Source organism: Pseudomonas sp. 9.3L (assembly GCF_058536285.1).
Genome location: NZ_JBZUBK010000001.1, coordinates 3,484,546 through 3,501,879 on the forward strand (window position 1 = coordinate 3,484,546; position 17,334 = coordinate 3,501,879).

Annotated in this window: 15 protein-coding genes; 6 read left to right on the forward strand and 9 right to left on the reverse strand. The window is 61.5% G+C overall.

Annotation, left to right across the window (positions count from 1 at the left end; all coding sequences use genetic code 11):
* Nucleotides 1-53: 53 nt before the first annotated feature.
* The 5 genes from AC4LE2_RS16190 to AC4LE2_RS16210 form a co-directional block, all read right to left on the reverse strand.
* The gene (locus AC4LE2_RS16190; RefSeq protein ID WP_491826720.1) at nt 54-2,366 is read right to left on the reverse strand and encodes a hypothetical protein; all 2,313 of its coding nucleotides are present in this window, start codon (nt 2,364-2,366) and stop codon (nt 54-56) included.
* Nucleotides 2,367-2,371: 5 nt separating this feature from the next.
* Nucleotides 2,372-2,833 carry a CesT family type III secretion system chaperone gene (locus AC4LE2_RS16195; RefSeq protein WP_491826721.1) on the reverse strand — a complete coding sequence of 154 codons (462 nt, stop codon included), beginning with the start codon at nt 2,831-2,833 and terminating at the stop codon, nt 2,372-2,374.
* A gap of 119 nt (nt 2,834-2,952) precedes the next feature.
* Nucleotides 2,953-4,101, reverse strand: coding sequence for an aspartate/glutamate racemase family protein (locus AC4LE2_RS16200; RefSeq protein ID WP_491826722.1), 1,149 nt, complete (start codon nt 4,099-4,101; stop codon nt 2,953-2,955).
* A gap of 355 nt (nt 4,102-4,456) precedes the next feature.
* Nucleotides 4,457-5,923, reverse strand: coding sequence for a cysteate racemase (gene cuyB, locus AC4LE2_RS16205; RefSeq protein WP_491826723.1), 1,467 nt, complete (start codon nt 5,921-5,923; stop codon nt 4,457-4,459).
* Between the two features lie 16 nt (nt 5,924-5,939).
* Nucleotides 5,940-7,265 carry a dicarboxylate/amino acid:cation symporter gene (locus AC4LE2_RS16210; protein WP_491826724.1) on the reverse strand — a complete coding sequence of 442 codons (1,326 nt, stop codon included), beginning with the start codon at nt 7,263-7,265 and terminating at the stop codon, nt 5,940-5,942.
* A 432-nt stretch (nt 7,266-7,697) separates the two neighbouring features.
* Between AC4LE2_RS16210 and AC4LE2_RS16215 the strand changes: the two genes are divergently transcribed.
* The 6 genes from AC4LE2_RS16215 to AC4LE2_RS16240 all read left to right on the forward strand — a co-directional run bounded on the left by AC4LE2_RS16215 (nt 7,698) and on the right by AC4LE2_RS16240 (nt 12,641).
* Entirely contained in the window at nt 7,698-8,615 is a 918-nt protein-coding gene (locus AC4LE2_RS16215; protein ID WP_491826725.1) for a LysR substrate-binding domain-containing protein, read from the forward strand.
* A gap of 157 nt (nt 8,616-8,772) precedes the next feature.
* On the forward strand, nt 8,773-9,207 hold the full coding sequence (locus tag AC4LE2_RS16220; protein ID WP_491826726.1) for a GNAT family N-acetyltransferase: 435 nt from the start codon (nt 8,773-8,775) through the stop codon (nt 9,205-9,207).
* A 134-nt stretch (nt 9,208-9,341) separates the two neighbouring features.
* Entirely contained in the window at nt 9,342-10,163 is an 822-nt protein-coding gene (locus AC4LE2_RS16225; RefSeq protein WP_491826727.1) for a DUF1206 domain-containing protein, read from the forward strand.
* Between the two features lie 28 nt (nt 10,164-10,191).
* Nucleotides 10,192-10,683: a GNAT family N-acetyltransferase gene (locus AC4LE2_RS16230; protein WP_491826728.1), complete on the forward strand. Its 492-nt coding sequence runs from the start codon at nt 10,192-10,194 to the stop codon at nt 10,681-10,683.
* Nucleotides 10,684-10,741: 58 nt separating this feature from the next.
* The gene (locus tag AC4LE2_RS16235; protein ID WP_491826729.1) at nt 10,742-11,437 is read left to right on the forward strand and encodes a tRNA (adenine(22)-N(1))-methyltransferase; all 696 of its coding nucleotides are present in this window, start codon (nt 10,742-10,744) and stop codon (nt 11,435-11,437) included.
* A 49-nt stretch (nt 11,438-11,486) separates the two neighbouring features.
* Complete coding sequence (locus AC4LE2_RS16240) at nt 11,487-12,641, forward strand: glycerate kinase (protein ID WP_491826730.1); 1,155 nt, start codon at nt 11,487-11,489, stop codon at nt 12,639-12,641.
* 25 nt (nt 12,642-12,666) lie between these two features.
* Here AC4LE2_RS16240 and AC4LE2_RS16245 read toward each other — a convergent pair whose 3' ends face one another.
* The 4 genes from AC4LE2_RS16245 to AC4LE2_RS16260 form a co-directional block, all read right to left on the reverse strand.
* Entirely contained in the window at nt 12,667-13,650 is a 984-nt protein-coding gene (locus AC4LE2_RS16245; RefSeq protein ID WP_491826731.1) for a hypothetical protein, read from the reverse strand.
* Between the two features lie 148 nt (nt 13,651-13,798).
* Entirely contained in the window at nt 13,799-14,758 is a 960-nt protein-coding gene (locus AC4LE2_RS16250; protein ID WP_491826732.1) for an alpha/beta hydrolase, read from the reverse strand.
* A gap of 43 nt (nt 14,759-14,801) precedes the next feature.
* A complete protein-coding gene (locus tag AC4LE2_RS16255; protein WP_491826733.1) occupies nt 14,802-15,986 on the reverse strand; it encodes a hypothetical protein in 1,185 nt (394 codons plus the stop codon).
* Nucleotides 15,987-16,230: 244 nt separating this feature from the next.
* Nucleotides 16,231-17,292: an SDR family oxidoreductase gene (locus AC4LE2_RS16260; RefSeq protein ID WP_491826734.1), complete on the reverse strand. Its 1,062-nt coding sequence runs from the start codon at nt 17,290-17,292 to the stop codon at nt 16,231-16,233.
* Nucleotides 17,293-17,334: the final 42 nt, after the last annotated feature.

Consider the following 17,334-nt stretch of genomic DNA (forward strand, 5'->3'; position numbering starts at 1 on the left):
GCCAGCTGTAGGAGTGAACGCAGCCAACGGCGGAGTTCGCGAATCAGGACTGACTACCGCCCTATCTGATCAATGGCATCAGCGAGTTCGTCTAGCCTGTTGTTAGGAATCCCGTCGCCTACAGTCGGGGTTGGCGCAGCCGCCGCCTGTCGTACCTCGTCGCGCAGGTCTTCAAGGTCAAGGGCATGCCGCTCCTGGTTCACCGTATTCTGCAAGCGAGCGCTTTCGGCTTTGGCCTGACTGTCAGCCAGTGAAGCCCGGGTGCTGCGCACGGGCAAGCTGACAGCCGCTTTCATGTGGGTGCCGAAGCTCTTGCTGGCTTCCCCAAGCGACTCCATGAACGCGCGGGACGCGCTGTGAGTTTGCATGTACCAAGCGCGGGTTTCACGCAGGTCGATGGTATGGCCGTCGCTGAGCTCGATCTTCGGTTGTAAGCGCAGGTCAGGCTTGAGAGGGGTGCGGCCAGTGAGGGTTTTCTTCTCGCGCAGCGCATCGCCCTCCTCTTTTTTCGGTAGCAGTTGACGGCGGGTAACACGCTGCTTGGTGAACTTGGTCACCGGGTTGGCGTACGCGTTGCCGGTCAGCACACCGGTTTGCACCATCGCGGCGGCGGCCGGGCTGGAACCAGTGATACCCACCGCAGGCGCGGCGGCCTCGGCGTTCGTTCCCTGCGCATCACCACCCTCCGGTGCGCTGGCCGACTCACCCGGGCCAGGGTGGGCGGGGCCTATATTGAAGCCGTCTTCGAATGCAGCAAAGACCGTACGGGGCAATGACAAACCACCATGGCGGTCGAGCACCTGGGCCGCGTACTCCCCTGGGCGGCGGAATTTGGATTTGGTGAGCAGCATGAAGTGCTCCTTGCTCGACAGCAGCATGGCCGCGATGGTACCGCCGCTATGCAGCTCGGACCATTTGCCATTTTTGAAGCGGGTAATGTCCGCTGTGAGATTGTCCAGCTCCGTCTGTTGATGAGCACGTTTTGCTTTTAGCTTGAGCAACTCCGGGGATTCTGCCGGCGCCGCACCGGCTGGGCGTGGGCGCTCGCCCCGTGTGCCTCGCAGTTTATCCGCGATGCTTACTGCGTTGAGTGTCTTGTCGATCTTAGCGTCCAGCTCATCCAGGTCGGCCAGGCGCGACGCCAACTCGTCTGCTACCACCGCATTGATGTTGGCGGTGACTATCTCCTTAGGGTGCGTCCACAAGCTGCGTACCTTGGCCGGGTCCAGATCTGCTTGCTGAAGGTCGCGATTAGTACGGGTCTTGCCGGCAGCCTTGGCAGCATCGGTGAGCACATCGGCGTACTTGGTATTGGCCCGCATCATGTGGTCCTTGAGCATGATCTCGTCCATGTAGCCGAACGGGGCTTGCAAGGCCTGTTGCGCAGTAACGGCGCCAAAGGAGGCGAAGGGCCCACCGAACACGCCGGCTGCAATCACGCCCGGTGTAGTGACCGCTTTGTAGCCGATCTGGCTTTGGTATTTCACGAAATTGGCCTGCCCCAGGGCCACGCGTTTGCGGTATTCGCCGTGCAGCGAATCAAGTTTCTGACCGCAGGCCTCCAGCTTATCCAACGCTTGGCGACGGGCCTGGGGCGTGGCGCCAGGTGCGTCGTAGGCCGCTTTCTGGGTGGCCGCTTCTTTCAGCGCCTCGCCAATGTGCTGGCGGATAACGTTCAGTTTTTTGGTGCCGGCGATATCGCCTGCGAAGGCAGGGATGCCGTTGAATTTGGCAACCATGTCCTGGTAACCATCCACAACGATCTGCCCGGCGCCGTTAGAAAGCGGCGTGAGCGCCCAGAGGGCGGCATATTTGATGGCCTTCGCAGCGCCCGTCCCCAGTGCATCGGCCCCCGGCCCAGCCGCAGCAGCCAGTGCCGGCGCGATGGCCAAGGTGGTAAAGGCGGAGTCATAGACATCCGCCAACCCTTGCATCCCGATCGCATGCTTGGCCTTGTTGTAGGTGGCCTGGTCGATACCACAGCCTTCGCGCATCAAAATGCGCGCCTGGCTGTACTTACGGTTGCGCTCACCGATACCGAGCTTTTCATCATGCCCTTCGGCAACCAAGCGCAGTGCCTGAGTGACCTTGCCAAGGTCCAAGGGGTGGTCGTCGTCCCACTTGTCCAAGCCATCCTGAAAGCCCTGCAGCTGAACATTCACGGGGCCTTTTTTGGCCAGCGATTCTGCCCGGTGCTCCTGGGGTGACAGCTTGGTCAGCTTGCCATTGCGCACAGTTTGGCGCGGCGCGTGTGTCGCCACGTCATCGCCTGCGCGCGGCGAACCGGTGCCACGCGTGGCCAACTCATGAGCAGGTTCGGCAGGCGGCTTCGCGTGAGAAAACCCTGGAAACGAAGGAATGCGCATCCTGGTTACCTCCGGGGAAGGGTCGCTGCGGCGCCCAGGCCAAGGCGTGCCAGCGCCGGGTCAGCATCGGTACGGCGATACGACAGCCCAAACGCCTTGCCGCGCTCCACCAGGTGGGCCAGGACCTCGCGCAGGGCTGCAACGGTCATGGTGCCGAGGCTGAAACGGGTGGCCAGGATGATGCGGCCGCTGTCGGGTGAGGTGCCGAAGACACCCAGGTCCAGCTCGTAGCCTGCCAGGTTCACTTCTAGAATGCGGCTATATACCTTGGCGCGTTGCGCTTGAGGCGGGATACCGAAGTCGCAGTAAATGCTCAGGCGATCCGGCGCAATATCTGCTGAGTGCCGTACGCTAATTGCCACACCGTCGATATCCAGAGGGGCGCCGCCGATGATTGCCTCGATGTCAGCGTTATCGCGGATGCCGGTCGCCTGGCAGAATTCAGTCATCAGTGTTTCGAAGGTCATGGCCATGTCGTCAGTTCTCTTAGGCAAGAAGGGGCGTGCTATTGCCTTTGTGATAACAGGCTTGGAACGTTTGGAAGCAGGCCGAGGTGCATCCAACGATGCAACTCAGCCAGAGGCCGCTAACGTTGAGGTACGCTCTTCAATTGGCTGAAGGCCTTCGAAAGCGCCTGACCGGTAGGGTCCTTATCAGCATCAGCCATTTGCTTGGCTTCGGTGGCTGCCAGGGCCATCAGCGACCGCAAGGTGTCTACGAACTGCACGTTGTGAGCGTCGAAGTCTTTCTGATTGATCACCAGGGGTACTTCGGTGCAGGCGCCCGTTACCACTTGCGCCCCACCATCGACCAGGGTCTTCGCCGGCTCGAGCATCAGGTCACGAGAGTTCTTGTATTCGCCGCCCTTGATGCCGTTTGTCTCGGGGCCGCCCTTCACCGGGAAGTTTTTGGTCCCGTAGATACTGCCCATGGTTTTTTGCTGCTGTTCTTCGTGCGGTACGGTGATGCTGAACTGGCCGGGGTATTTGCTTGCCAAGCGGTTCTGGTACAAGCCGGTGCTGTTGGTGCCGTTGGTTGCCAACTGGCCAATTTTCACGGGGTAGCGACGTTCGCCTTTGCCGTCCATGGCCTTGTTAACCTCTTCGGCAACGGAGTCGGCGATGTGAAGCAGTTTCACGCCCTTGGATTGGGCGTGTGCTTCCAAGGCGTCGAACCAAATGTGCGCGGTGTTACAGGTAATCACCGCAACCTTGGCACCGGCGCTGGCCGCTTGGTCGATGGCCCCTTTCATGCCATGGTAGGGATTGTCAGCACGCGGGTCGGTCAGCGTTTTAATGCGTTCGTCGCGCCCACGGGTCCCCAGGTCGGGGGGCAGGTTGTCTTTGGCGTAGGCGGTGCGGTCACCGATCTTGGGCGAATCTGACACCAGTACATAGGCACCATGAGCCTGGTCGCTTTTTACCGCAAATTCGTTCTGGAAAATGTCCACCAGCCGCTCTGCAGCGGCGTTCCCTGCAGCCGGCCCCATGCCGCCAATGATGCCGATCTTGGCAAAATCAGGCAGTGGCCCACCGCGCTTGGCTTCAAGCCCCTGTGTATTAGCGGGGCGGGGTCCGCCAAGCATATCGCTCACCGCCTCCATGGCGCCTTTACGGCCATTGATAAAGGCGTCACGCGGCGACTGCGGTTTCTCTGCGTGCGCGGGCGCCAGATTGAGAGCGGCTGTTGCCGCGCTGGTAGTGGCCACGCTTGTGTTGGGAAGTCTTGTAATCATCTAACGGCCTCTCCTTAATAAGTTTCACACACGCACGCCGAGACAACTCTGCCAATGAGCAGCAACTGTGGAACGACTAACGTACAAGGAGGTATGTGGCAGGAACGTTAAAGCAGTTCCACACTGGAAGTTAAATATTGATTTATTTAAACCCTGCTGAAAGGCTTGCAGCAGGGCCTTCCAAGGCTAACGAGAGCTTTGTCGAAAAAGGCACTGATAAAGTGCACTTAATTAATCAAAAATCACTCTTTGCACACTTGCGGAGCATTTATACGTGCCCCATAAGCTGGCATTCTATTTTCTTCTGCCTCTTTTTAGTTCCAATAGAGCATTTCCCTAAAACAGCACTACGTCTCTAAGAAGCCGTTGCGATGGCCACGCAACGCTGTGCCAGTACCTCGGTCGGGTCTACCAAGGCCACCGTGTAGGAGCCAAGCGAAAAAGCGTCCGCCTGGCGTAATACCAAGGGCAATTCAGTGCAACCCAGAATGAGGATCTTCGCGCCCTGCTCGGCCAAATGCTGTGCCGCAGCGAGCAAATCCTCGCGGCATTCTCCTTCGACGAACCCTGCCTTTATGCCGTGCTCGCCGTAAATAGACCGCATGACCCTGGTCTGGAATTCAGCATCGGGCGTCATCAGCTGCAGGCCCACCCGCTCCGCCGCCTGCTGGTACACCCCTGACTGCACGGTGCCGGCCGTGGCCAACAGCCCCACCTTAGCCTCTGCACCGTAGCGGTCTCGCACATGCTTGACCGTCTCGTCGAGCATGTGTACCACCGGGATCGACAGCATCGGCTGGATGCGCTCGACGAACGCATGAGCGGTGTTGCAGGGAATAGCGATTGCGCCCGCGCCCTCCTGTTCCAGCCGTTTGCACGTGGCGTACAACGCAATGCTGGGGTCGGCTTCGTTGTGCAACAAGTTGGCCGTGCGGTCAGGAATCTGCGGGTTCTGCTCCACGATCATCTTGATGTGATCCTGGTCACGGCTGGCGGGGGTGTTGCGTACCACCTTGCCCATGAAATCCACCGTGGCCGCCGGCCCTACCCCGCCCACTACACCAAGCTTGAAAGGCAACGACCGGGTGATCTCACCACCACGGGTGGCGAAATCGGCGTACAACCGGTTGGCGTCCAGCAGGGGCAGGCCCTGTTGCTGAAGCAGCGGGGCCACCAGGCTCAGCTCGGTGGCGCCAGGCAGTAGCAGGTCTACGCCCTGCTCGCGTAGGTCCATGCATGCACGGCGCACCTTTGCCAGAGGCTCACCATCAAGGTGGCCTGCCTTGATACCAATGGTCCCGTACAGGGCGTCCATCAAGGTGGCCTGGTATTCGGCACGCGGGTAAACAACGGTATAGCGATCACCGAAGTAGCGCTCGAACAATCCGTCGTGCCGTACAAAATCCGAGCACAACACGCCCAGGCGCCCGCCATCGCCCAGCGTTTCGCTAACGTGCTGGCGCAGGGCAGCCATCATGTCGAGCACCGGGATGTCCAACTCGTTCTGCAACTGCTCCAGAAACGTATGGCTGGCAAAACAGGGCAACAGCACCGCATCCGCTTCACGCCGTGCCAGCGCCTGACAGGTCTGGAACACGTAGAACATCCGAGAACTCAGGTTGGCGTTCGAGGCCAGCGGCAATGCGCTGCCCTTGAACGGGTCCTGCTGGAGCATGAAATGGTATTTGTCGCGAGCGTGCTGCACCGCCGGGCTGCTGACCAGTTTAGCCAGCAGGTCGACGCCGGCCAGATCGCCGAGGCCGCCCACGACCCCGAGTGAGCGCTCGCCAGCCTGGTGGGTATACCGGTTCATGATGTTCATCGCTACTTCCGTCAACTTAGGCCAGTTCTGAAGTGTTCAGGGCTGGCCGTGGCGGTGTACCAGCCACGACTGGCCCATCGAGGGTGTCAGCCACGGGCGCTTCGCCACGGTCGGCTTCGAGCTTGGCCACTACGGCGGTCGCGATGCTGTTGCCGCCGATGTTGGTGGCGGTACGCGCCATGTCCATGAAGGGGTCGATGCCGATGATCAACAACAGCCCGGCTTCAGGCAGGTGCACGATAGGCAGGGTAGCCGCCACCACTACCAACGATGCCCGCGCCACGCCGGCCATGCCTTTGCTGGTGATCATGCAAGTCAGGAGGATTACGATCTGCTCAAGGATCGACAGCTCGACGTTGTATGCCTGAGCAATGAACATCAGCGCGAAGGCCTGGTACATCATCGAGCCGTCCAGGTTGAACGAATACCCCAGCGGTAGCACGAAGCGGGTGACGTTCTTGGAGGCACCGAACTTTTCCAGCGCGTCGATAGTTTTAGGGTAAGCGGACTCACTGCTGCACGTGGAGAACGCCAACAGCACCGGCTCACGGATCAGCTTGAGCAGCTTGAACACCGCGTTGCCCAGAAACGCGCGCCCTACCAGGATCAGCGCTGCCCACAGCAAGGCAATGCCCACGTAGAACTCACCTACCAGCTTGCCGTAGTCGATCAACAACCCCAGCCCTTGCACAGTGATCGCCGAGCCAATCGCGGTAAACACGGCAATCGGCGCCAGCGCCATTACATAGTCGGTAATGCGGAACATAACCTTGACCAACTCGTCGAGTAACGGCTGGATCATCGAGTTGTTGGTGGTCTTCTTCACGTAGGCCAGTGCAGCACCGAAGAACAATGCAAAGATCAGGATCTGCAGGATCTCGTTATTGGCCATAGCCTCGGCAATGCTGCGAGGGAATACGTGGGTCAGGAACGATTGCAGCGTGAAGCTGCTGGTGTTGATCCCCGCAACCGCCACGTCTTTGTCAGGAATAGGCAGGTTCATGTCTGCGCCCGGCTGGAATAGGTTCACCAGCACAATCCCGAGCGACAAGGAGAACAACGACGCGCAGATAAACCACGTCATGGCCCGAATGGAAATGCGTGCAACCATGCCTGAGCCGCTGGAGCTCATGCTTGCCAGGCCTGCCACCAAGGTCGCGAACACCAGCGGCGCGATGATCATCTTGATCAACCGCAAGAACACATCGGTGATCATGTTGAAGTAGGAGGCCACCTCTTTGGTCGTTTCGGGGTCTGCCAAGTAATGATGCAGGCCGCCCCCGACCAGTACGCCGAGTATCAAAGCAAGCACGATCTGCTTGGCCAATCGGATGTTATTCATGCGTAACCTCAACAGGCGCGCGGCGAACCTGACGCGCAAAAAGTATGTTCAGCGGGCAACACGGCAGGCCGCATACCCGCTCCGGTGGAGCGATGCGTTAGGCAGGCAAAACGTAAGTGGCGACACCGCGTGAACCGAAACCGGGCTTGTGCTCTAGGGGTCAATGCCCGAAACACCATCGGGCCTTTTTAAAGGCATCGGCGGCTGAGATCGATTCTAAGAACAAATGCCACATAAGGTGATGCATTCGCGGTCTACAACTATGTGGTTTTTGCATAACCTGAGTGGCAACGGCAGGTGAAAGGTTTCACCTCTTGTCGACATGTCGCAGACGGAACGCTAGGCGTCGTATTTTTTGCGTAATCGGGCTGACTGTTGGCTGAGTTGCTTGTTAGGGTTAGCGCCCTTGCCAACCGTAACACCGGGTGCCCCATGCAATTGAAATGGATCGAAGACCTGATCGCGTTGGCGGAGACGAATAGCTTCTCACGCGCCGCGGACATCCGCTGCATCAGCCAGTCGGCGTTATCCCGACGTATCCAGTCCCTGGAGGGCTGGGTTGGGGTAGAGCTGGTCAATCGGGGGATCTACCCCGCGCAACTTACCAGCGCCGGGCAGGCCTTTTATGAACAGAGCCGAGAAAGCCTGCTTAGCCTGCTCGCCGTGCGCGAGGAACTGCTAGAGGCCGGCCGCATGCCGGGGGACTCCATCGCGGTAACCGTAGGCCATACCCTCTCGGTTACCTTCTTGCCCAAATGGCTGAAGCAGCAGCAGGCGCGCAATGGCCACTTCAAGGCACGGGTAGTGGCGGCCAATGTGCACCAGGCCGTGATGGCACTGGAAGAAGGCCACTGCGACCTGATGATTGGGTACCACCACCCCCAAGCGCCGATCTCCTTGAACACGGAAAAATTCAGCAGCCTGTCCTTGGGACTGGATTCTCTGGTGCCGGTGTCTGCGCCAGGTCGACGCGGCCGCCCTTTGTTCACATTACCCGGCAGCCCCCACGCACCGACACCGCACCTGGCGTACACGGAAAGCACCTTCCTGCGGCGGATCGTCGACACCATCCTCAAGCGCAGCCCTACGCCCTATTACCTCGAAACCTGCTACGAAGGCGACATGGCAATGCAGGTGATGCAAATGGCCCGGGAAGGCTACGGCTTGGCCTGGCTGCCCAAAAGCGCCGCCCAGGAAGAGTTGGCACGCGGCACGCTGGTGCCTGCTGGAAGCGACGCCTGGAACGAAGAGCTGGAAATCCGCTCGTACCGCACTAATGGAAACAACAACGCCACCATGCAGGCCTTCTGGAACGCCCTCAAACACGACAGCGAAGCACGCCAGGGTTGATGCCGATCGCAAGGTGCCTGCGACTAATCCTTCTGAAGAAAAAAAGAGCAAAAGACCGGCCTTTGTGAGAGACAGCGACAGTTGGCGAAAACGCCTTTGCCACGGTATTAAACCTCTTCGCCAACGGCCGTTGGCGCCCACACGCCAGAGGTTAACGATGATCACAATCCGCCCCATGACCATCGACGATTACGATGCTGTCATGCACCTGATGAGCACCACGCCGGGGGTTTCCATTCGGGAGGCCGATTCACACGCGGCTACGTTGAGGTACCTGGAGCGCAACCCGGGCATGAGCTTTGTGGCCCATGCCGACGAGGCAATGTGTGGGTGTGCCATGAGCGGGCATGACGGCCGCCGGGGTTACCTGCAACACGTGATCGTGTCACCGGCCTACCGCCGTCAGGGGATTGCGCAGCGTTTGGTGGAGCGTTGCCTCCAGCGCCTGGAGCAGGCGGGCATCGAGAAATGCCATCTGGACGTGTTCAAGACCAACCAGGCCGCGGCTCGTTATTGGGCGAGCCGCGGGTGGTCGTTGCGGCAGGATACCGACCGCTACTCGCTGATCTGGCGCGGCGGTGAGAATGCGTGACGGGGCGCCCACCAATGGGCCGGTGTGTGCAACCTCAGCCGTTTACGCTGGCCTGGCACGGCGCCCAGGCGCATAAAAGGAACCCCCCTACGCCCCTCCGGTCTGCTCCTCCATTACCCTGCTGGAGCTGGGCCATGTCGCCGCACCGAAGTCTTGTCATCCTTGCACGCAGTGGCTATGCCGCACGCGGCTTGATCTACCTGATCGTGGGCATTTTCGCACTGCTGGCAGCGCGCGATTCCTCCAACCCGAGGGACAGCCACAGCAGCCTGGTGGCCGTGCTGAGCCACCCGCTGGGCGACGCGCTGGTAGGGGTGGTGGTGATCGGTTTGCTCGCCTTTGCAGGGTGGCGGGTGCTGCAGGCCACACGCGACGTCGACCACCACGGCACCGAACTCAAAGGGCTGGTGATCCGCGTAGGTTTATTTGCCAGTGGCATCGTCAATGGCGCCCTGGCGTTCTTCGCACTGGGGCTGCTGATGACCGGTCGCGAACGTTCAAGCGGCGGCGGTAGCGGTGGCGAGCAGACCCGGGACCTGCTCGCCAGCCTGCTGTCATGGCAATACTCCAACCTGTTGGTTTACCTGGTGGCGCTGGTGCCACTGGGGGTAGGCATCGCGCACCTTATCAAAGGCTGGAAGGCATCGTTCGAGAAGTACTTCGAGGCCGACGAAGACACCATGAAGTATGTGCGGCCTGTGTCGCGCTTTGGCCTTATCGCGCGGGGCGTGGTATTTATCGAAATCGCCGCCCTGCTCGCCGTCAGTGGCTCTCGTTACCAAGCCATGCACCCTCCAGGCCTCAAAGATGCGTTGAACGCACTTCAAAGCTTGCCTGCCGGTGGCCTGTTGCTGATGCTCATGGCGCTGGGGTTGATTGCTTTCTCGGTATACAGCTTCGCCGAAGCCGCGTGGCGCCGGATCAACATGGACGTTCCAGGCGTGCCAAGCCAGTAAGACCTTTTTCTGCATCAAGGAACGCCCTGTGGATAGATTCATACTCCGAACCCTGGCAATGGGCGACGCTGAGGCCTTGCTAGCGTTCGAACATCACAACCGAGCCTGGTTCGAACGCCACATTGAACCGAGGGCCCCAGCGTTCTATTGCGAACGAGGCGTAGCCGAGCATATCGACACCTGCCTTAAAGGCCTGGCCGCTGGAACCTGGCACCCCTTGATCATTGAGGCGGCCAACGGTGACATCGTGGGGCGCGCAAACCTCAAAAACATCGCTTCGGCAAACGCCTCGGCGCAGGTGGGTTACCGTATTGGCCAAGACCACCGAAGGCAGGGCCTGGCGACCCTCGCCCTCAACCGGCTTATCCTTGAAGCTCAGATGCGATGGGCGCTTTCCCGGTTGGAGGCGCAGGTCTACACGCGCAATGAAGGTTCGAGAAAAGTACTAGAGCGTTGTGGTTTTGTGCTTCAGACAAGCCCCATGGCGGCTAACGAGTGTCGATACGTTCGCAACGTGTAACCCGCGCGCGCGTGCAACAGCGTTGCCGTTGGCAAATGAGCAGAAAAAGAGGCAGCGCTTGAACGAACACACATTATCCCAGCGCCTGGAGCAGGTCGCGGCGCAGGTACCGCTCGGGGCGCGGCTGGCAGACATCGGTTCGGACCACGGCTACCTGCCAGTGGCCTTGATGCGCCGTGGCGTGATCACGGCGGCGGTGGCGGGTGACGTAGCACTTACGCCGTTTCGCGCAGCACAGCGCACGGTAGCCGAGCAGGGCCTGAGCGCACGCATTGCAGTGCGCCTGGCCCATGGGCTTGAGGCCATTACCCCGGATGACCGGATTACCGCCGTTACCCTCTGCGGCATGGGCGGGGAAACCATTCGTGACCTGCTCGACAGTGGCAAGGCGCAGCTCAGTGGTCAGGAGCGGCTGATCCTGCAACCCAACGGCGGCGAGGCGCCTTTGCGCTACTGGCTGATGGAGAACGGCTACCGCATTCTTCACGAAGCGGTGTTGAGGGAACACCGTTTCGACTACGAGATCATCGTTGCCGAGGCGACCGGGCCCGTGGCCTACAGCCCGCAAGCGCTGTACTTTGGCCCCCTGCTCATGCAAGCGCGCAGCCCAGCCTTTTTGGCCAAATGGCAGCGCAGGCTACGCGTTAAGCGCAAGGCCCTGGCCAGCTTCGCCTACGCCCGCACCCCGGTGCCTGAAGCCACCACCTACGCGCTGGCGTTACAGGTGCAGTGGATCACCGAGCTGCTCGCCTGAGCCACACGACGCACTGGTTCACAGCGAGCAGCCTGACAGGAGAGGCCCTATGAACGTCGTGATTGCGCCGGATTCATTCAAGGACAGCCTGAGCGCCGCTGCCGTGGCCGAAGCCATCGCTGAAGGGCTGGCGCAGGTATGGCCTGACGCCCACCTCGTGCAATGCCCCATGGCCGATGGCGGCGAAGGCACGGTGGCGTCGGTACTGGCTGCCTGTGACGGGGCGTGGCGCCACCAGCAGGTGCGAGGGCCCTTGGGCAACACCGTGACGGCACACTGGGGATGGCTGGCAAGCAGCCACACGGCACTCATCGAGATGGCCGAGGCCAGTGGCATGCAGTGGGTGCCGCTGGCGCAGCGCGATGCGTGCCATACCACCACTTTTGGCACCGGTGAGCTGATACGCGCTGCTTTGGACGCCGGCGCGCGGCGCATCATTCTTGCCTTGGGCGGTAGCGCCACCAACGATGGCGGCGCAGGCGCGTTGCAGGCCCTGGGCGTAGGCCTGCTGGATGCCCAAGGGGAGCCCTTGGCGCCCGGCGGCCTGGCGCTGGCAAGGCTGGCCCGCGTCAGCCTGGACGGCATGGACCCGCGCCTTGCCCATGTGCGGGTGGAGATCGCCGCCGATGTGAATAATCCACTGTGCGGCCCACAGGGCGCGTCGGCGGTCTTCGGCCCTCAGAAGGGCGCGACGCCTGAACAGGTACAACAACTGGATGCAGCCCTTGGCCACTTCGCGGACTGCTGCGCCCAGGCCTTGCGGCGGGAGGTGCGGGATGAGCCGGGCAGTGGCGCGGCGGGCGGCTTGGGCTTTGCAGCCAAGGCCTTCTTGAAGGCCCAGTTTCGCCCCGGCGTGGAGGTGGTGGCCGAGCTGGTAGGGTTGGAGCAGGCTGTGCAGGGCGCGGACTTGGTGATTACGGGCGAAGGCCGTGTGGACAGCCAAACCTTACGTGGGAAGACCCCGTTCGGCGTTACGCGGCTCGCCCATCAGTACCACGTGCCCGTGGTGATCATCGCGGGCAGCTTGGGCGACGGCTATGAACAGTTGTACGCCCACGGGGTGAGCGCGGCGTTTTCACTGACACCGGGCCCCATGAGCCTTGAGCAAGCCTGCCACCACGCGCCCCGTTTGTTACGCGAGCGCGCGGTGGACATTGCCCGGCTGTGGCAGGCGGCGGCCCGGTGTGGGCAACTGGCACCCTGAGGCACCGCGCCCACACAACAGCCGCTTAGGCCACGCTGGCCCGTAGTTGCTCGGCGATTTTCTGCACGTCGGCGGCGTATTTGTCCGCCTCGATCGGGCGCTGGTAAGAGTCCGTTGCACCCGGCGCCCAGTTGTCGCCGCCGTTGTATTTGGTGAGCTGGTTGGTGGTATCGCCGCCTTTGCTGGCCATGATGACCGCAGCCATCTCTACTTGGTCCTGCTGGCTGGAATGGTCATACGCGTGGCCAGCCTGCTCTGCGAATTTGTCTGCATAGGCGGCGCGTGTGTTGGGCTCTACCTGCATCACCCCATCGCCACCGCTGGCACCGCTGGTGTCTGCGCCAAACTGGGTTTCTTTCTTGGCCTGGGCCGCCAGCACGTACGGATCGATGTTGTGCTTCTCACCTGAGGCCACACATGACTCCCACAAGTCCTGAGGCATGCCTTGTGGCGCCTTGCCGGCGCTGGCACCGCTTACCTTGTCGGAAGATTGGACGCCGGATTGCTCGGTGGGTTGGACCATGGCATTTTGCGGCGCGAACGAAATGTCCGGCTGCTGAGCCTGGCCAGTACCTTCACTTGTACCTGCACCTTCGCTTGCACCCTGGCTCTCACCTTGTGACGCCTCCGCCTGTTGGTTACTTAAACCGGTGCCAGCGCTTTTCTCGGAAGACGCTTCATTGCCCTCACTGGCCTGGCTGGGGTTACCGCCCAGCAGTTTGATCAGTTGCTCAAGCAACGATTTGAGCGTTGCCAGCATGTCGGTCGACATCCCCTCCAGGCCGCCACCGGCGCCTTTGCCTGCAGACGCCTGCTCTGTCCCGCCGCCGAAATCCACCTGCTTCTTACCACCCAGCGAGGAGAAGTCCACCTGCCCTGGTGCGCCATTGCCAAAGGAAAAGTTCTGCTTTTGCCCACCACCAAGCGAAGACGCATCGCCCTTGAGGCTCAGGTCGTCTGGCTGGAATGAGGGGCGCACAGAGCCCAGGGAGTTGATAGGAGCATTCATAAGGTTCGCCTCAAGGGTGCGGGGTGGCACTGGCCGGTAATGGCATCGCATGGGCAGGGGGTGCTCACGGCGATACGCGCTGATCGTGAGTGCGTGGTTGGCAGCAGGATTCGGTTCCACGCATCAGCATTTGAGAGGGCCCGGCAGGTTAGTCGGCGAGACGGCTATCAATCCAGCTGCGGCTGTACGCCAGCACGTTGTGGGCAAGGGCGGTGGGAAAGTGAATAAACCCGTGGGGGCACGCGGGTACCCGGTAGGCCTCAACGGGCGCGCACGGCGCCCAGCGGCGAGCAAGTTCAAGTGTGTCGTCAAGCAGAGGGTCCAGCTCACCCACGAACATCAAGGCAGGGGGCAAGCCGGTGAACTCGCCGTACAGCGGTGACAAGGGCGCGTGCTGCCGGCCTGCGTCCGTCATGCCAGGCGTCAGAGTGCGCAGCGCCCCTACCAAGCCCGGCCCGTCCAGCACCAGAGTGTCGGTGCCTGCGGCACGTACGCTAGGGGTACCGGTGAAATCATAAACGCCGTAATACAGCACGGCACCTTGAATACGCGTCAACAGCGCCGGCCAGCCCTTGAGCTGTAGCAGCATGCCGGCCGCCAAGTGTGCGCCGGCCGACTCCCCCACTACCATCACTGGCTGCCCCGCGAACGCGGGTTCACCCAGCAGCCAGCGTGCCGCCGTGAGGCAGTCCTCCATCAAACCTTCAAGCGGCGTGACGGGTGCCAGCCGGTACTCCACCGACACCAGGGTCACCTGGCAGGTATTGACCAGGGCGATGTTCTGGCTGTCGTTCATCTGGGCATTGCCAATGACCCAACCGCCGCCGTGGATATCCAACACCACGCCGCGGCTGGCCCCTTTTGGCCTGATTATGCGCACGGTTACCGCATGGCCCTCCACGGCGACCTTGCGCTGCTCTGCGCACAACCCATGGCTGAGTAGCCTGAGCACGCCACCGACTTGGCTCACCCGCAGCAGCACCTGGATCGCCGCTGCCACGAACGGCCTGCGAATACGAAAGCGCGGCAGTCGCTTGAGGGTGTTATTAAACCGTTGCACCTGTGAAAGTGCCCGCCCACTCAATGGCCAACGCTGCTCGATACTCACGTGCTACCTCATGTTGGCGAACGGTCGGTGATTTGGCCGGAGTCTAGCGCGGCTTTCTGGCCTGTGCTGGTTTGCGTGATCGCCCGAACCCTGCAAACAGGGCGATGACCATGGCGCCGGGTGTGTGCTCGTCCACGTTGAAGCGGGCCTTGAACAACGCACCCAGGGTACCGGACGGGTGATACGGGGGGCGATGCCAGCCTTTGACTGTAAACGGCTGGCAGGCAGCCTGTTCAAGGTGGCGCTCAAGCAAGCTTGGCAGGCTGGCGGTAGCCTTGCTGCGATTGCAGTGCGGGTGGCTGGCCAGGGTGGCTGCTTCCTTGGCCACGTTCCAGCCCATGGTCCAGAGCTGCGCCACGCTGTAGGTGTGCAGGGCGCCTCGCAGGGCCTGACGGATGTGCGCTTGGGCCTGCGGCAACAGCGCCTGCCCATAGCGTTCGCACTGGGTCAGGAAGTACCGCATCACGTCCGCCACGGCGTAATCGAGCCACAAGGCTGCAATGGCGTGGCCGTCTGATAAGGTGCGGGTAGCAAGTTGGTTGAGGGCGGCGCGTGGGCTTTTCAATGCGGTATCAGGCACCAACGCGAACACCCGTTGCATGGGCTTGTACCAGAGGGCTTCATCCCGTAAGAAATAGGTGCCATGGGGCGCGCGATCAGGCCTGTCAATGAGCACACCGGCTGCATGAAGGCGGTGCAGGTAAAGGCTCACGCCGCACGGCGCCAGCGCGGTGCAGTCGTGGGCGGCAAAGCTATCGCCAATCAAACGAGGGGGGATGGCGGCATCGAGGGCTATCAGAAGCAGCGCCACGTCGTCCTTCAGTGACGCGTAGCTCACTCTGAGGTGTTTGGCCTGCGCCTGGTAAGACGCCAAGCGGGCTGCGAGTTCGGCGTCTTGCCGGGCCTGCTGTTGCGCGGCGGCCCGCGCCTGACGGGAGCGGCACCGCTTGCAAGACCACGCGGGCCGCTGCAGGCGCTTCTTGGCCTGAGCGCGGGCGGTGATCTCAGTAGGCTGGCCACAGTGTTTGCAGGGCTGGTTTACGTCATAGGCCTGGCACCACTCACGCATCTGAACGGCCATGGCCGACGCCCGGGTGATACCCCTGAACGGCACCAGATCACACACCTGCTCCAGAAATACACCTGTCTCGCTTGCGGCCCAGTACCGGTGCACCAAGGCTATTGCTTCCGAGTCTTGTGTCAGTACCTCTAGCCGGATTTCCATCATTGATTTTCACTACCCTACCTGCCCGCTCAATCCTCCCTCGGCGCATCATCCTCGTCGATGGCCGTGTGCTGTGCTCGACTGTAAACAAGGGGGAAGTATCGCCAATGCTTGGAAGGGGTTCAATGAACGGCCGGGGCAAAGGGCGCAGGATGTTGACCAGGCGCGAGGGTTTTACGAAACAGGATGTTGCTGTGTAACCCGTGGTGCCGTACCTGCCAAGGGGCAGGCCGGCACGCAGGCTCCGTTACGGGATCAACTTCAGGGCACGCAGCCGCTCGAACACCGCGTAGAAGGCCTCGTCACTGGCTTGGTAAGCGCTAAAGCCGAGTTTGCGGCTTTTGCTCATGTCCGTGACCACTTCGATGGGCCGGCCCAGGTCGGCATCGGTGTGCCAGGGTGAGGTAAGCCGAGTGATATCCGCCTCGGCCAGGCCGTGCTGCTCGGCAATGGCCTTCCACGTGGGCGCATCATGGGCCGTCTGCTCTTCCAGAGGCATCACCGTGCCGTCGAAGGGTGCCGCTTGCACGCCGAACCACTCGGCCAGGCGGCCCCACATCCATTTCCAGCGGAACACATCACCGTTGACGATGTTGAAATCCTGATTGGCTGCTTCAGGCGTAGTAGCCGCCCACAGCAGTTGCTTGGCCAACTGACCTGCATCGGTCATGTCGGTCAGGCTGTTCCACTGCGCTTCCGAGCCTGGGAAGCGGAACGGCCGGCCGGTGTGACGGCACACGGTTGCGTACACCGCCAGGGTGGTGGCCATGTTCATAGCGTTGCCCACGGCCACGCCGGTGACCGTATGGGGGCGATGCACGCTCCAGGTAAAGCCATCGCGCTGAGCAGCGGCGAACACTTCGTCTTCCTGGGCGTAATAGAAGTTGTCCACGTCCAGGCGCCCCTGCTCCTCACGGAACGGCGTCTGAGGCAGGCTACCCTTGCCATAGGCCTCGAACGGGCCCAGGTAGTGTTTGAGCCCGGTTACCAGGGCTACATGGCGAACGCTACCCGCCACACGCAAGGCCTCCAGCACGTTGCGCACCATGGCGGCGTTGACCCGGATGTTGTCCGCCTCGGTGGCCTGACGCGACCAAGTGGTCAAAAACACATGAGTAAGCGAGTGGCCGGCCAAGGCCCGTGCCAGGTCGGCAGGGTCCTGCAGGTTGGCCACTACCGGGGTCATGCCCTCACGCGCCTGGGGGTTGCGGGCAAGGCCCGCGACTGACCAGCCTTGGCTGATAAGCAGGCCGGTGATGGCGCTGCCGACGATACCGCTGGCGCCGACGACCAGTGCTTGCTGAGTCATGCTGTTTCCCTCTTTTTTAGCTATGGCCCTGCCGGGTCGGCA

What these genes read in the sequence shown, in the direction of transcription:
- AC4LE2_RS16240 (WP_491826730.1), top strand. Translation starts at nt 11,487, where the DNA reads ATGAACGTCGTGATTGCGCCGGATTCATTCAAGGACAGCCTGAGCGCC.
- AC4LE2_RS16200 (WP_491826722.1), bottom strand. Translation starts at nt 4,101, where the DNA reads ATGATTACAAGACTTCCCAACACAAGCGTGGCCACTACCAGCGCGGCA.
- AC4LE2_RS16210 (WP_491826724.1), bottom strand. Translation starts at nt 7,265, where the DNA reads ATGAATAACATCCGATTGGCCAAGCAGATCGTGCTTGCTTTGATACTC.
- AC4LE2_RS16225 (WP_491826727.1), top strand. Translation starts at nt 9,342, where the DNA reads ATGTCGCCGCACCGAAGTCTTGTCATCCTTGCACGCAGTGGCTATGCC.
- AC4LE2_RS16255 (WP_491826733.1), bottom strand. Translation starts at nt 15,986, where the DNA reads ATGATGGAAATCCGGCTAGAGGTACTGACACAAGACTCGGAAGCAATA.
- AC4LE2_RS16220 (WP_491826726.1), top strand. Translation starts at nt 8,773, where the DNA reads ATGATCACAATCCGCCCCATGACCATCGACGATTACGATGCTGTCATG.
- AC4LE2_RS16245 (WP_491826731.1), bottom strand. Translation starts at nt 13,650, where the DNA reads ATGAATGCTCCTATCAACTCCCTGGGCTCTGTGCGCCCCTCATTCCAG.
- AC4LE2_RS16195 (WP_491826721.1), bottom strand. Translation starts at nt 2,833, where the DNA reads ATGACCTTCGAAACACTGATGACTGAATTCTGCCAGGCGACCGGCATC.
- cuyB (WP_491826723.1), bottom strand. Translation starts at nt 5,923, where the DNA reads ATGAACATCATGAACCGGTATACCCACCAGGCTGGCGAGCGCTCACTC.
- AC4LE2_RS16215 (WP_491826725.1), top strand. Translation starts at nt 7,698, where the DNA reads ATGCAATTGAAATGGATCGAAGACCTGATCGCGTTGGCGGAGACGAAT.
- AC4LE2_RS16190 (WP_491826720.1), bottom strand. Translation starts at nt 2,366, where the DNA reads ATGCGCATTCCTTCGTTTCCAGGGTTTTCTCACGCGAAGCCGCCTGCC.
- AC4LE2_RS16260 (WP_491826734.1), bottom strand. Translation starts at nt 17,292, where the DNA reads ATGACTCAGCAAGCACTGGTCGTCGGCGCCAGCGGTATCGTCGGCAGC.